Genomic DNA, 14,764 nt, shown 5'->3' on the forward strand with positions numbered 1-14,764 from the left:
TATGAATATTATTCCGGAAATTCTGATAGTAGATGATGCTCCAAATGCCGCGAAGGATTTTGGAGATTTAATTGAGGCTAAATATAGATTCGCTGTAATAACAACTGACAACCCAGCGGAAGCTTTAGAAATAGTAAAAAGATACGCAATTAAAGTAGTTGTTCTTGATCAAAGAATGCCTAACAAAAAAGGTACGGATTTATATAGAGAAATCCAAAATATCAACCCTTTGGTCAAGGCTTTAATGTTTAGTGGGGAAGCGGATAGGCAAGAGGTAAGTGATGCCTATTTATCAGGCTTTCTTTCTTTTCTTGAAAAATCACAAATTGCTCTTCTTCCTGAAAAAGTATTTGAACTTTATACAAGATATGAAATTGATTTTGCTAGACAGCATCAAGTAGCCAATTTTCCTATCATTTTATCTGATGAAGTTTCGTTCTTGAGAAAATTTTTCTCGACACAGCATACTGTCAATTTTCATTTTTTGAGTATAGAAAAAATAAACGATAATTTTATCTTTGACAATAAGTGGATAACAACTGTAGAAGTAAATGCCGGACAAAATTTAGAATTCGAAGATACTTTTACTTATGAAGAAGCGATAATACTAAACGAAGACTTTGAGCAGAAGATAAAATCGGGTTTTGCTTTCTCAAGTAAAAAACTTGATTTATTAAAGATAGGTATTAATACTGAAATTAATAAGAAACTTTCCCTTTCTACTTCAACGAGTAAGATTTTAACAAAAAAGAGAAAGACGACTTATACTTTACCAGCTCAACCTTCTGATTTGAACTCAAATTATATTGTAAAACGAATTTTCGAGTATGCCCCTGTTTATATGGAATTTAGGGGTGTACTTTGTAAAAGTTGTACATTTTGTGGTTCATACCAACTAATACAGATTATTTTTTATAAACAAACTAAAAAAATTTCCTCACGACAGACAAATATAATGAAGGATCAAAAGAAAGAAATTATTGATACAGGAATTACTCAGTATTTCTAAAAGTAAAGATGTAAAAATCAACCTAGCATTCGGCTGTCGGTTGGGATGGTACATGTAGAGGTCAAACGTACTGTGTTTGCCTATCTACTTCATGGGGCACGTTAAGATGGAACTCTGTTTAATATGCAGGGCTATATTTCTCTGATTATATGATAAAAAAAGCGTCCCTACTGAGGACGCTTTTAATGATCTGTGGAGCCGGAGAGAATCGAACTCTCGTCCAAACAAGCAACGACTGTGCTTTCTACATGCGTAGCTTCTTATTCATTGTAGGGAAAAAGCCGGTCCAGAAGCGCACCTACTGTTTCCTTAGTTCCTTAATGTCGTGCAGACGCGGAACCTTACTGCACCAGCCTTATCTTTTCGGTGCTTCGGATCGGGCCGCCATAAGGCAGGGCTTCCCGCGAAGCATTGCCGGTTAATACCTTGTATTAAGCAGCAAGGGCGTAGTTAGACTCGCCAGTTGTTGTTTTGAGAATTGAGATTTACGGGCCACTTTCCCAATGCCCGGCATGCTTACACACCCGCCAACCCGCTGTCAAAACCGGTCGGCCCCGGTAAGAAGTTGTACAAAGGTACGCAATTGCAGCGGGCTTTGTCAAATTTCATTTTTCCAAGCCAATTCTGCAGCCATTATCAATCGCGCAAAGGCCTATAAATCGTATCTTTGCGGGCTTTCCGGACCCTTTGCATTCATTCCCGGAAGCGGCATACAACTATGAAAATTGGAATTCTCCGCGAAGGCAAACAGCCCCGCGACAAACGCGTTCCCTTTACGCCTGCTCAATGCGTAGCCCTGCAACGCGATTTAAACGTTGAAATACGGGTACAGCCCAGTGAATGGCGTGGCTTTTCTGATGATGAATACCGCGCGGCCGGCGTAACACTGGCCGAAGATCTTTCAGACTGCGACGTACTTATGGGCATTAAAGAAGTTCCGGTTGCCGATCTGATCCCGGGTAAACAATACCTGTTCTTTTCACACACCATTAAAGAACAACCGCACAACAAAAAACTCATGCTGGCGCTCATCGAGAAGCGCATACAAATGATTGATTACGAATGCCTCACCGATCCGGAATTTAACCGCATTATCGGTTTTGGCTATTACGCCGGCATTGTGGGCGCCTACAACGGTATCCGCGGCTACGGACTTCGTTTCGGCTTCTTTGATCTGAAGCCGGCCTGGCTATGCCACGACATGCAGGAGTTAAAGGAAGAACTCCGCAAAGTGCGCCTGCCAAACATACAACTCATCATTACCGGAAATGGCCGCGTAGCAAACGGCGCCATTGCCCTGCTCGGTTTTCTCGGGCTGCGCCGCGTTACCCCTTACGAGTTCACTCATTACTCATTCCGCGAAGCGGTGTACACCCAGCTTCACTCCAATAATTACAACGAGCCGCTCGACGGAAGTCAGTGGGATACACAACGCTTTTATTCGCATCCGGAGGAATTCCGCAGCACATTCGGTAAATACACACCGCATTGCGACCTGCTCATTCATTGCTCATACTGGAATCCGAAAGCGCCGCGCCTGTTTGAAAAAGCGTCTATGCGCACACCCGATTTCCGCATCAGCGTAATAGCCGATGTAACCTGCGATATCGACGGCTCCATTCCCAGCACCATGCGCCCCAGCACCATTGCCGAACCTTTCTACGGCTACAATCCCGAAACCGAACAGCTTACCGATAAAGCATTCGGTAAAGATGAAATTACGGTAATGGCTGTGGACAATCTGCCTTGTGAACTGCCGCGCGATGCTTCCGAGAACTTCGGTAAGGAACTCATGGAAAAAGTAATTCCGGCCCTTCTCGGTAACGATACTGACGAACTCATTGACCGCGCCAGTATTTGCAAAAACGGCAAACTCATGCCGAGGTTTGAATACCTTGCAAACTACGCCAAAGCATAATTTATTACCCACAAGCTGCCAGCCAAAAGCGCCTGCTGCATTACTTGCAACAGGCGCTTTTCAGTTTTCATTTATTGCTTACTTGCCATCCCAAACCGGCAGGCGGCCCGGGGTGTAGGGAGCTTTCGAATTTTCAAGCTGCTTTTCAATCGCAGCAAGTTTTTCGTCGGCTTGTTTTACCTGCGCGTAGAGCGGAGCAAACTGTGTTTTGGCATCGGCCAGCTTCTGTTCGTAAGTGCCGGTTTGCTGGCCGCTGGTGGCCCAAAGGTTAAACACAATATTTTCAATTACACCGGTGAGACCGGGCAATGTTTCAAACTCGCGGCCGGCCATCGACTGATCACCGTTGAACGCAATGTTCAATGCGGTAAGCATGTTTTCGGCTTCGCGGATTTGTTTAAGCAATTCGGGCGATGCATTGGGTGTTTGCAGCACGGCCTGCTTCAAAAATTTGATGCGGCTGCGCTGATCCTGCATGTAAGCCTCGGTACCAAGTGCCACGCGACGGAAATCGGCCAGACGTTTGTTGAAATCGGCCAGTTTCGCAGCATCCACAGCCAGTGTGGGCGTAAGCAGTGTGCGCAGGTTGAAGAATACGGGTTGTGTGATTTGCTCGCTCACACCGTTTACTACTTTCACAAGATAGGTCTGATAACGGCCGGGCAAGGCCAGCGGGCCCACATCTTCGCTTTCGTATGGGTTATCAGGATCGGGCGTATAAAACGAAACCGGGCTGGTACGCTCGATGCGACCGTTCCACGTAGTGCGGTGCAAACCTTTTTTGGCCGATTGTTTCATGCGGCGCACAATGTTGCCCTGCTCATCGGCAATTACCATCAGAATATAAGGCGCTTCTTCCTGATCTTCCAGACGAATACTGTCGGCTGAAGGATACGGAACCGGCTTATTATTTTTTACCAGCTCCTTTTCTTTCGCCTTGCGAATTTCTTTCAGCGTTTTGTAATCGTCTTTCAGATACCACGTAATGGTGGCACCCGGTCCGGGAGTTTCTGTATTGTAGAGTGAAGCGCCCTGAAACGATTTGCCTTTGTGTCCGAAAGGTGTGGACTGAATAAACGCCAGTCCGTCGCGCACGGGAAGCACGGCAGCTGTTTGTTTGAAGGTTTCGGGGGTAATATTTTGCAGGGGCGAATAATCATCGAGGATATAAAAACCGCGACCGAATGTGGCAATCACCAGATCGTTTTCGCGTTCCTGAATGGCAATTTCGCGCACGGCAACTGTGGGCAAACCACCGTTGAGCTGCACCCAGTTTTTACCACCGTCGGCCGAAAAGTGCATGCCAAATTCAGTACCTGCAAAAATCAGATTCGGATTTTTCGAATCTTCCGTAATGCAGTACACTGAACCACGCTCAGGTAATGTGCTGCCAATATTGGTCCAGGTATTTCCCTTATCGCTGCTCTTCATCAGATACGGCTTGAAATCGCCGCTGCGGTGATTGTTGAACACCGCGTAAATCACATTCTCATCGTGACGTGAAGCAAGCACGTTTTGCACAAGTGTCTGATTGGGCACACCGGCTACAGTTTCAACTTTGCGCCAGTTTTTACCACCATCGGTGGTAATCTGAATCAGCCCGTCGTCGGTACCGGCCACAAGCAGGTTTTCGTTCTTCCACGATTCAGACAGTGCAGTTACGTTTCCGTAAATTGATGTAGAGCCGTTTTTAGCTACCGCATCCATGCCCCACACCTTACCCATTACAGGCAGTTTGTTGCGGTCAATACCACGACTGAGGTCGCTGCTTACTGCGTTCCATGAATTGCCACGGTCATTGCTTCGGAAAACTACATTGGCTGCAAAGTAAACGCGCTTATTATCAAAATGACTGATTAAAATAGGCGCATCCCAGTTCCAGCGGTAAGCTGCAGCACCGGCAGGCTCCTGGGGTTTAATGTCAATCTGTTCGCCGGTGCGGCGGTCGTAGCGTACAAGGCCACCATACTGCCACTGGGAATACACAATATTCGGATCGGTGGGATCAACCACACTCTTGAATCCGTCGCCGCCCACAGTTACAAACCAGTCGGAATTGATTATTCCGGTAGCACTTACCGTGCGCGAAGGCCCGCCAAGTGTATTGTTGTCCTGCGTGCCGCCATACACATTGTAAAACGGCAGGGCATTGTCCACAGTTACATGATAAAACTGGGTAATGGGCAGATTGGCTTTGTAATGCCAGTTGGCAGCCGCGTCAAATGTTTCATACAAGCCACCGTCGCAGCCGGCCAGCATGTGGTTAGTGTTTAAAGGATCAATCCAAAGTGCATGATTATCCACATGCTTGTTACGTTCGCCGAGGCCGGAGAATGTTTTTCCGCCATCGTTGGACACCTGTATCCATACATCCATAGCATACACACGATCAGGATTTACCGGATCGCATACAATTTCCTGATAGTAGTTGCCGGAGGTGGAATATCCGCCACGCTTTTCCCAGCTTGCGCCACGGTCGGTACTGCGGTACACGCCTTTTCCGTCCCGTGCTTCCACAATAGCGTAAACCATATCGGTATTCACCGGCGAAATGGCAAGGCCAATGCGGCCTACATCACCTTTGGGAAGACCATTCGTAAGCTTGTCCCAATTGGCACCACCGTCGGTACTGCGGTAAACAGCTGTTTCCGGTCCTCCGCCCACATACGTCCACTCGTGGCGGCGGCGCTGGTGCGCAGCTGCATACACAATGTTCGGATGCTTCGGGTCGATGAGTACATCGTTGAAGCCCGTATTTTCACTTACAGTTAGCACAGCTTTCCAGGTTTTGCCGCCATCAATGGTTTTGTAAATACCACGCTCGCCGCCAGCCGACCAGAGCGGCCCATAAGCAGCTACAAAAACCACATCGGAATTGGTGGGATCAATGGCAATACGGCCAATGTGCTCTGAAGTTTTCAGCCCCACATTCTTCCAGCTTTTGCCACCATCTTCTGATTTGTACAAACCATCGCCGTAACCTACACTACGCTGGTTATTGTTTTCTCCCGAACCAATCCACACCACATTGGGGTTTTGCGGATCAAGTGCCACGCAACCGATGGAGTATGAACCTTCGCCATCAAATACAGGCTCGAAGGTTACGCCGGCATTCACCGTTTTCCATACACCGCCGGAAGCCGCTACAATGTACCAGATTGATTTATCATAAGGATGCACGGCAATATCGCCTATGCGTCCTGAAGTTACAGCCGGTCCGATGCTGCGGAAATTAAGTGCCGAATAGCTGGCCGGATCGAGATGTGCCTCTTTGGGCTTTTCGGTCGCAGCGGCCACAGGTGCGCCGCCTTTTTTCTGTGCCTGTAGCGGTGTAAAACCAACAACCGCTGCCGACACGAGTAACAAGGATAGATAGTTCATAGTTTATCTGTGTGGTAATGCAAAGCTAACCGGTTATGTGAAATAATGAAGTAGGTTGTGATGAACGGTGGAAAATCTGTCATTTCCCGGCTACGCCCGAAATGACAAATGAGATTATCCTTTACTGTCATCCCGAAAAGCATCCCATTCCTTGTCATTTCGGGCGGAGCCGGGAAATGACAAGAAAGCAAAAAACCCGCTCCGGGAATACCGAAGCGGGTTTCTATAATTATTAAAACAGATTACTGAGTGATTGACTTGAACTCAGAATCATCTTTGTATTTCTGGAATTCAGCGTCCTGAGCAGCTTTTGCTTTCAGTGAACCATCTTTGCTGATTGCAGTGCGCAGGTTGTTGTTCATCATCGCAGTGTCGCCTTTGCGGGCACCAATGATGGCGCGGAGGTAGTAAGCCATAGCAGATTCTTTGTCGGGGCTGGCATCAAGTGTGCGTGAAGCACCGTCGAGATCGCCGTTGAGTACCTGAGCAAGAGCCGCATTGAAATCTTTATTGCTGCCGAAATAAGAAACAGCATCGGTGTACATACCATCCTGAACAGCAATAATACCGAGGTTGTAGTTTACTTCCGGACCAGCTGCACCAGCTTTTTTGAGCATTTCTTTAGCGCCTTTGCGGTCGCCCATCCAACGCATGCAGATAGCCTGGTTGTTCATGATGATGGGGTTGTTAGCCGAAACTTTGGCTGCTTTGTCAAACTGGGCTTTTGCGTCCTGAAGTTTGTTCTGCTGGAGCAGGATGCAACCTACGTTGTTAGAGGTACGCCAGTCGTTGGGATACATACGCTCGGCCGAACGGTAGAAGGTAAGTTTCTCGTTTACGTCGGTGGTAAGCGTAGCTGCATAAAGAATTTCTTCTACAGAAAGGCTGTCGGCCGATTTGCGGGCGAGCTCCAGAATGCGGGCATCCGTGCGGCTGTATTCTACAGCGTTGAAGGTGATTACCGAACGACGGAGCTGGGGGAGAATGTCGCGGGCTACTTCTTCGTAGGCAGCAGCAATGTTTTTGATTTCCTGCTCACGCTTTTCGCCATCAGGATACTGACGGAGTACGTTAAGGATGATGTCTTTGTCTTTGATAGACGACTTAGACATGAGGTCCTGGAAACCAGCCCAGTCTTCGGCGGTGGTTTGCTTGGTGTAGAAAGTTTCGGCCTGAGCAGCGGGAAGCGGGCTCTTTTTGTCTTTAGCCATGTTCACCATAGCGCCTTTAGCGGAGGTAAAACGCTCTTCGGCCAGGTTTTCGTTGAGTGACATTTCACCATCAGGTGAGGCATAGGAAGAAATGGTAGCGCCTTTAAACTCGTAGGCTTTGCCTTTGCCAAGTGCTACAAAATCGTTCAGGGGCTTCATGCCTTCTGATTTCATTTCGTTCGGACGAACGTTTGATTTGTTGATTTCGTAGTAAATTTTGCCTTCGGCTGAACGATTCACAAACTTCACGAATTTGTCAGCACCGATTACCGACTTATCGGTGTTCATCAGCAGCTGGGGGGTGAGTTTGATGTCGTTGCAGATAGCGCGCTCGGGCATATCTTTTGTTTTGGATTTTACCTGACCGGTAGCTTTTACTACGAGGTTGGCATTGTCCATTGAAGCGTTGTAAGCTACTTTATCGGTATAGGTGAAAGAACCACCCGTTTTGTAATTGATGCGGGTACCGGTTCCCTGCGCTTTTTCGCCGAGCAGGGTAGCCGATTTAAACTTAATACCGCCCATTTCGGGAGTAACGGTAAGTACAGCTTTTTTAGCAAAATACTTGGCCGGGTAGGTTACGTTAACCGTAACAGCTACGCTGTCGCCGTGCATTTCAAGCGGACAGGGAGTAACAGTGTAAACTACGGTCGGCTCTTTTTTCGCCATTTTCTTGAGACCGGAGCATGAGGCAAGGCTCATAACAGCAATCGCAGCGAGGCCGAGGGCAGAAAGGTGGTTTTTCATGATTAAGGTTTATTATCCTTTTTTCAGGTACGCGGCAAAATTAATTAAATTCTTTACACCTGAAAGTAGTTTTTTCGGTAGATGGATGGGCGGGAAAAATCATTCGATCAAAAACGGGCGACAATTGGATGCAAACCGGGGGGCCGTTGGTCGTAAATCATCGATAGTATGTATTTCGCCATTACTTCGGCTGATACCGGTTTTTCGTCGTTTTCCTCGATCCAGAGCACGGGCATGCGGTGTTCTTCTTTAAAAAACCGGTGGTATCCGGCGCTTACTTTGTCTAAATATTCAGATGGTATCTGTTGTTCATAACTCCTTCCGCGCATACCAATTTGTTGTTGAAGACGGGATGTGGAGCGATGCAGGTAAATTACCAGGTCCGGACTCCGTAACTGACCGGCGAGATGCCTGTAAAACCGCTGAAAAAGCGCCCATTCGTGCCCGTGCAGGGTTACTCCGGCAAAAACAAACGACTTTTCCCATATATAATCAGAAATTAACCTTTTATTTCCATCCATTGCGGCTTTCTGCTGGCGGAAACGCTCTTCGAGGAAGGAAAGTTCGAGCGGTAAGGCATACCGTTCGGGGTTTTCGTAAAAGGGGGCCAGAAAAGGATTATCGGCAAATTCTTCGAGCAGGGGGGCGGCTCCGAGTTCGTTCGCAAGCAGGTGTGTGAGCGTGGTTTTGCCCGCACCAATATTTCCTTCAATGGCGATGTATGAGTAAGGCGGATAAGACATTATGAGCTGAGTGGTGAAATGGGTTCAGGCAAAACGGTAACGTCCAGCAGATCAGGGCAGCGGGCGGCAAGGCTGGCAATGGTTTCCTTTTCGCCGGGATGGATAAAACCGGAGGCGATATCGGCCAGCGGCAACAGTACAAAACGACGGCGATGGAGCTCGGGGTGCGGAACCACAAGGCGGTTGGTGGTAAGCTGTACATCGCCCCAGAACAGCAGATCAATATCAATGGTGCGCGGGCCCCAGCGTTCCAGCCTTTCGCGCCCAAGTGCTCGCTCGGTAGCCAAAAGCACATCAAGCAGGGCTTCGGGCGCCAGACTGGTGGAAATTTCCGCGGCACAATTGAAAAAATCAGGCTGCTCGGTCTTACCCCAGGCAGCCGTCTGGTAAACAGGCGAAACAGAAACAACCTTTACCGAATCATGCCGATGCAGTAATTCAAGTGCGGCATGCAACATGTGCAGCCGGTTGCCCAGATTTGAACCCAGCGAAAGAAAAGCCCTGACGGAATTTGACTGCATGGTGCGAAGATATGCTGCGTATCTTTGCATCCAATCAAACAGATTCGTATTTCTGATGAAAAACTTTTTTGGCTCTCTGCTCGGCGCACTTGTGGGCGTGGCTGTTGTGGGAATTGTATTTGTGATCATCCTGATAAGTGGCGTAAAATCGGCTTTTAAAGACGACCGGATGATAACCGAGGTGGTTCCGGGCAGTGTGCTGCACCTCAAACTGGATGCACCAATTGCTGAACGCGAACCGCTTAATCCGTTTCCCAAACTCAATGCACTGAGCGGCGAAGAAAGCAGCATTGGCCTTAATCTTATTCTCGACCAGATTGCAAAAGCTAAAACTGACGCCAACATCAAAGGCATATACCTCGAAGCGCCCGACGTGGCCGCAGGCATGGCTACGGTGGAAGAAATACGCAATGCGCTGGCCGATTTCCGCCAATCAGGAAAATTTGTGGTCAGCTACAGTGAAATGTACGCGCAGAAAGGCTACTACTTAGCAAGCGTGGCCGACGAGGTACTTGTACACCCTGAAGGCGGGCTTGAATGGGTGGGCCTGAGTGCAGAAATCACCTTTTACAAAAAAATGCTTGATAAGCTGGAGATTGACGTGCAGATTTTCCGCCACGGCAAGTTTAAAAGCGCGGTTGAACCTTTCGATCTCGAAAAAATGAGCGAATCGAACCGTTTGCAAACCGCGTCATACGTAAATGCGCTCTGGAAACAAATGCTTCAGCGGATTTCCCGCTCGCGCAATATTCCCGAAAATCAGCTGCAAGCGCTGGCCGCCGGACTTATGATCCGATCTTCGAAGGAAGCCATTTCCTTCCGCATGGTTGATAAACAGGTTTACAGCGATGAGATAATGCCCCTACTCGCCCAACGTTGTGGTGGTAACAATCCGGCACTGGTAACCTTGCGCAAGTACCAGTATGCCGCAGCCGAAACACCCGAAGAAGAGACGGACGAAAATCAGGGCGCCGTGGCTGTGGTGTATGCCGTGGGCGACATAGAAAGCGGACAGGGCGACGACGAAACCATTGGTTCGGCTCGCATTGCACAGGCCATAAGCGATGCCCGCAACGACAATAATGTAAAAGCCATTGTGCTGCGTGTAAACTCGCCCGGAGGAAGTGCGCTGGCCTCTGACGTAATCTGGCGCGAAGTAAGCCTCACCAAAGGTAAAAAGCCCATTGTGGTTTCTATGGGCGATGTGGCGGCCTCCGGCGGCTACTACATTGCCTGCGCAGCCGATAAAATTCTGGCTCAGCCCAACACCATTACCGGCTCCATCGGCGTATTCGGCCTGCTGCCCAACCTGAAAAACATGCTCGAAAACAAAATCGGCCTCACACACGATACTGTAAACTCTGCTCCCCATGCCGATTTTGGCACCACCCTGCGCGCCACCGATACACTTGAAGCACAGGTGTTTCAGGATGGTGTGGAAAACGTTTATCAAACCTTTATCACTCGCGTGGCAGAAGGACGAAAACTCACACTGGCTCAGGTTGACAGCATCGGGCAGGGCCGTGTGTGGAGCGGTGTGGATGCAAAGCGCATCGGGCTGGTTGACGAACTGGGCGGCTTGCAGGAAGCCATTGCCTTAGCGGCACAAATGGGCAAACTGGGCAAGAAATACAGCATAAAAAGCTTTCCCGCACAGAAAAGTCCGTTCGACGATTTCCTCAAAAATGCAGGCACCGAAGCCCGCCTCGCCGCCGCTCATTATGAACTCGGCCTGCTGAGCGACGAATACCGGCGCTTCCTGCGTGCACGCAAACTGCTTCAGTTGCGGGGCGTACAGGCACGCATGGAATACGAAGTGGAGATTCGTTAAGTTTTAACCCGCTCCGGCATAAATACTAACTACCTTTGTATCATGGCTTCCAGTGTAACTCCGTACAATACCGAAGAAAGTAAAAAAGCGCAGGTTGCGTCGATGTTTGATAACATTGCCCACCGTTACGATTTTCTCAATCAACTGCTTTCCTTAGGCATTCACAAAGGCTGGAGACGAAAAGCCACCCGCAAGCTAACTGCACTCAAACCGCAGCAGGTACTCGATGTAGCTACCGGCACCGGTGATTTTGCCATTGAAATAAACAAGCAGCTAAAACCCGCACACATCACCGGTGTGGATATTTCCGAAGGTATGCTCAGCCACGGCCGCGTGAAAATAAATGAGCAGGGGCTTGCACAAAAAATCACGCTCACCTACGGCGACTCCGAAAACCTTCCGTTTAACGAGGCTTCGTTCGATGCAATTACGGTTGCTTTTGGTGTACGCAACTTCGAAACACTCGACAAGGGCCTCAGCGGCATGTTCCGTGTCCTTCGCCCCGGCGGTATGCTGGTTGTACTCGAGTTTTCACGCCCGCGAAAATTCCCGGTTAAACAACTCTATTCATTTTATTTCCTGAAAATGCTGCCTTTCATCGGCAAACTTTTCTCGAAAGATGCACGCGCATACACCTATCTCCCCGAATCAGTAAACGCTTTCCCCGATGGTGATCAGTTCCTCGAAAGGCTGCGCAAAGCAGGTTACACCGATGTGACCTGCCAGCCCCTCACCTTTGGCATTGCCTCCATCTACACCGGAATCAAAAAATAACACCCAACCTTTTACAGCTGCTACGTCTTTTTATTCAGTCGTTAAACTCGCTGCAATAACTTACATTTGATACCGTTAGAGATTTAGGTATGAAACTGATCCGCCTCCTGCTGCTCATTGTTTTGTTGCTGCCACTGTCTGGCAATGCCCAACGCTACAAAGCTTCGCAAAACCGTCCGGGATATTACAAGGAAGTCATTCACTTTGGCTTTTTCCTCGGCGCAAACCGCTGTAATTTTCTAGTGACCCCCATAAACGATTTCACGAATGTGGTGGGCGGCGATTCCCTCAAAACCATACTTTCCTCACCTTCTACCGGTTTCAATCTCGGTATTGTTTCCGAACTCCGGTTGCACGAATACCTCACCCTGCGCTTTACTCCTGATATCGCGTTCGGGCAGCGCAACCTCGATTATCATTTCGAAACCAATACCGGATCATACGATATTCAGCGTAAAATAGAATCCACCTTTCTTGATTTTCCCCTCAACCTGAAAGTGCGCTCCAAACGTATGAATAATTTTGCGGCATACATGATTGGCGGCGGTCGCTACACACTGGATCTGGCTTCGCAGCGCGATGCTAAGAACCAGATTCCGGGGCAGGAAATTGTAAAAATAAATAAACATGATTTTGCCTACGACGTGGGTGCCGGTATTGATCTTTTCCTCCCCTACTTCAAATTCGGTGTCGAACTCAAACTTACTCAGGGACTTCGCAACCTGCATGTAAAAGACGTAGGCATCTACTCACAATCACTCGATCGTTTGCGTTCGCAGGTGTTTTGGATTACACTCACCTTTGAAGGCTAAGGTATGATCAGGCAGCTTGATCTGGTTGTTGCGCCGCAAATTGCTTATCACGACGGACATTTGCGCGGTTTTCTCTGCGAATACCTCTCTGTTTCCGACGAATCGCTGAGTGGCTGGCGTTTGCTGCGCCGGTCTGTTGATGCGCGTAACCGGCAAATTAAGATAAACCTGCGGCTGGAGGTTTTTATAAACGAACAAGTAAACGATGAATTGCCCCAATGGCCGTTGCGCGATGTGAGCAAGGCCAAACCTGTGCTTATTGTAGGCGCCGGTCCGGCCGGACTTTTTGCTGCACTGCGTTTAATTGAACTCGGACTGAAGCCGGTAATTCTCGAACGCGGCAAAGATGTACAACGCCGCCGCCGCGATCTGGCCGCACTCAATAAAGAGCATATTGTAAATCCCGATTCAAACTACTGTTTTGGCGAAGGCGGCGCGGGCACCTATTCCGACGGAAAGCTTTACACCCGTTCGGGTAAACGCGGCGACATTAACCGCGTGCTTGAATTGTTTGTAGCGCATGGTGCCGACCCGGTCATTCTTGCCGAAGCACATCCGCACATTGGCACAAACCGACTGCCCAAAATTATCGTGGCCATGCGCGAAAATATCCGTGCCTGTGGCGGCGAAGTACATTTTGACACCAAAGTAACAGGCATTGAACGCAGCGGCAGCGAAATCTCAGCCCTCATTGCCACACAAAACGGCAGCGAGGTGCGCTTTGCCGCCGCACAAATCATACTCGCCACCGGCCACTCGGCGCGCGATATTTTCGAGCTGCTGCACAGCAACAACATCCGCATCGAATCGAAAGCCTTTGCCATGGGCGTCCGCGCCGAACATCCTCAGGCACTCATCGACTCGGTGCAATATCATTGCCCCACATCCAAAGTACCGCTCGTGCGCGAATACCTGCCGGCCTCGTCATACAGCCTTGTGCAGCAGGTAAACGGACTTGGCGTGTATTCGTTTTGCATGTGTCCGGGCGGCATTATTGCTCCCTGCGCCACCGGCCCTGAGCAAGTGGTTACCAATGGCTGGTCGCCCTCACGCCGCAACAATCCCTACGCCAATTCAGGCATTGTGGTGGCGGTTGATCCGGCCGCACTGAAGCAATACGAAAAGCACGGGCCGTTTGCGGCACTGCGCTATCAGCAGGCGCTCGAACGTATGGCCTGGGAAGCAGGCGGTAAAACACAAACCGCACCCGCACAGGCGCTGAGCGATTTTGTGAACGGCAAACTCTCGGCACAGCTTCCGGGCTGCTCGTACCAGCCCGGTGTAGTTTCGGCTCCGCTGCACGAACTCCTCCCGCCCGAAATAGGCAAACGCCTGCAGGAAGGCTTCCGCGCATTCGGCCAGAAAATGAAAGGCTACCTGAGCAACGAAGCATTAATCGTGGGCGTCGAATCACGCACCTCATCGCCAGTGCGCATCCCGCGCGAGAACGATACACTTCAGCATCCGCAAATTACAAACCTCTACCCCTGCGGCGAAGGAGCCGGTTACGCCGGTGGCATTGTATCCGCTGCAATAGACGGACAACGTTGTGCCGAGGCTATTGCAAAAAAACTGGCGTAACTCGCTTTCCCTTATTGCAATTATCCTGTTAATATTCCAACACTTTACTTACTAATTTCCTGTAACTGACATCAGTTTACAAAACAAATTCATGTCCTGTCTTACGGAAATCTCTCACTACAAACCGCTTTTCAGTTATCCACAAAAAAGAAGCGGCTGCGCAACCAACACGCAGCCGCTTCAAAGTGCCGGCCGGGAAAAACGCTACTAAAACCCGGCCTTGTTGCCCCGATACC

At 49.2% G+C, this 14,764-nt stretch carries 10 protein-coding genes and 1 other RNA gene; 6 read left to right on the forward strand and 5 right to left on the reverse strand.

Features of this window, described 5'->3' with window-relative positions:
- The first annotated feature begins 1 nt into the window (after window position 1).
- Window positions 2-1,009: a response regulator gene (locus IM638_07820; protein MCA6362931.1), complete on the forward strand. Its 1,008-nt coding sequence runs from the start codon at window positions 2-4 to the stop codon at window positions 1,007-1,009.
- Window positions 1,010-1,199: 190 nt separating this feature from the next.
- On the opposite strand, the gene ssrA is transcribed toward IM638_07820, so the two are convergent.
- Window positions 1,200-1,565, reverse strand: a transfer-messenger RNA (tmRNA) gene (gene ssrA / locus IM638_07825).
- Between the two features lie 162 nt (window positions 1,566-1,727).
- On the opposite strand from ssrA, the gene IM638_07830 reads away from it, so the two are divergent.
- Window positions 1,728-2,927: an alanine dehydrogenase gene (locus tag IM638_07830; GenBank protein MCA6362932.1), complete on the forward strand. Its 1,200-nt coding sequence runs from the start codon at window positions 1,728-1,730 to the stop codon at window positions 2,925-2,927.
- Between the two features lie 78 nt (window positions 2,928-3,005).
- Here the strand turns inward: IM638_07830 and IM638_07835 are convergent, their stop codons facing one another.
- The 4 genes from IM638_07835 to folK all read right to left on the reverse strand — a co-directional run bounded on the left by IM638_07835 (window position 3,006) and on the right by folK (window position 9,530).
- Entirely contained in the window at window positions 3,006-6,308 is a 3,303-nt protein-coding gene (locus IM638_07835; protein MCA6362933.1) for a glycosyl hydrolase, read from the reverse strand.
- Between the two features lie 242 nt (window positions 6,309-6,550).
- The gene (locus IM638_07840; GenBank protein MCA6362934.1) at window positions 6,551-8,266 is read right to left on the reverse strand and encodes a hypothetical protein; all 1,716 of its coding nucleotides are present in this window, start codon (window positions 8,264-8,266) and stop codon (window positions 6,551-6,553) included.
- A gap of 107 nt (window positions 8,267-8,373) precedes the next feature.
- Window positions 8,374-9,009 (reverse strand): deoxynucleoside kinase, encoded by a 636-nt coding sequence (locus tag IM638_07845; GenBank protein MCA6362935.1) that lies wholly within the window; start codon window positions 9,007-9,009, stop codon window positions 8,374-8,376.
- Window positions 9,009-9,530, reverse strand: a complete 522-nt coding sequence (folK, locus tag IM638_07850) for a 2-amino-4-hydroxy-6-hydroxymethyldihydropteridine diphosphokinase (protein MCA6362936.1) — start codon at window positions 9,528-9,530, stop codon at window positions 9,009-9,011. Before folK ends, IM638_07845 begins: the two co-directional genes overlap by 1 nt.
- A gap of 55 nt (window positions 9,531-9,585) precedes the next feature.
- Between folK and sppA the strand changes: the two genes are divergently transcribed.
- The 4 genes from sppA (at window position 9,586) to IM638_07870 (ending at window position 14,528) form a co-directional block, all read left to right on the forward strand.
- The gene (gene sppA / locus IM638_07855; protein MCA6362937.1) at window positions 9,586-11,361 is read left to right on the forward strand and encodes a signal peptide peptidase SppA; all 1,776 of its coding nucleotides are present in this window, start codon (window positions 9,586-9,588) and stop codon (window positions 11,359-11,361) included.
- A gap of 42 nt (window positions 11,362-11,403) precedes the next feature.
- Entirely contained in the window at window positions 11,404-12,135 is a 732-nt protein-coding gene (gene ubiE / locus IM638_07860; protein MCA6362938.1) for a bifunctional demethylmenaquinone methyltransferase/2-methoxy-6-polyprenyl-1,4-benzoquinol methylase UbiE, read from the forward strand.
- 89 nt (window positions 12,136-12,224) lie between these two features.
- A complete protein-coding gene (locus IM638_07865) occupies window positions 12,225-12,947 on the forward strand; it encodes a PorT family protein (GenBank protein ID MCA6362939.1) in 723 nt (240 codons plus the stop codon).
- Between the two features lie 3 nt (window positions 12,948-12,950).
- Window positions 12,951-14,528 (forward strand): FAD-dependent monooxygenase, encoded by a 1,578-nt coding sequence (locus tag IM638_07870; GenBank protein MCA6362940.1) that lies wholly within the window; start codon window positions 12,951-12,953, stop codon window positions 14,526-14,528.
- Window positions 14,529-14,764 lie beyond the last annotated feature (236 nt).

This window comes from Bacteroidota bacterium, assembly GCA_020402865.1.
GTDB lineage: Bacteria > Bacteroidota > Bacteroidia > Palsa-965 > Palsa-965.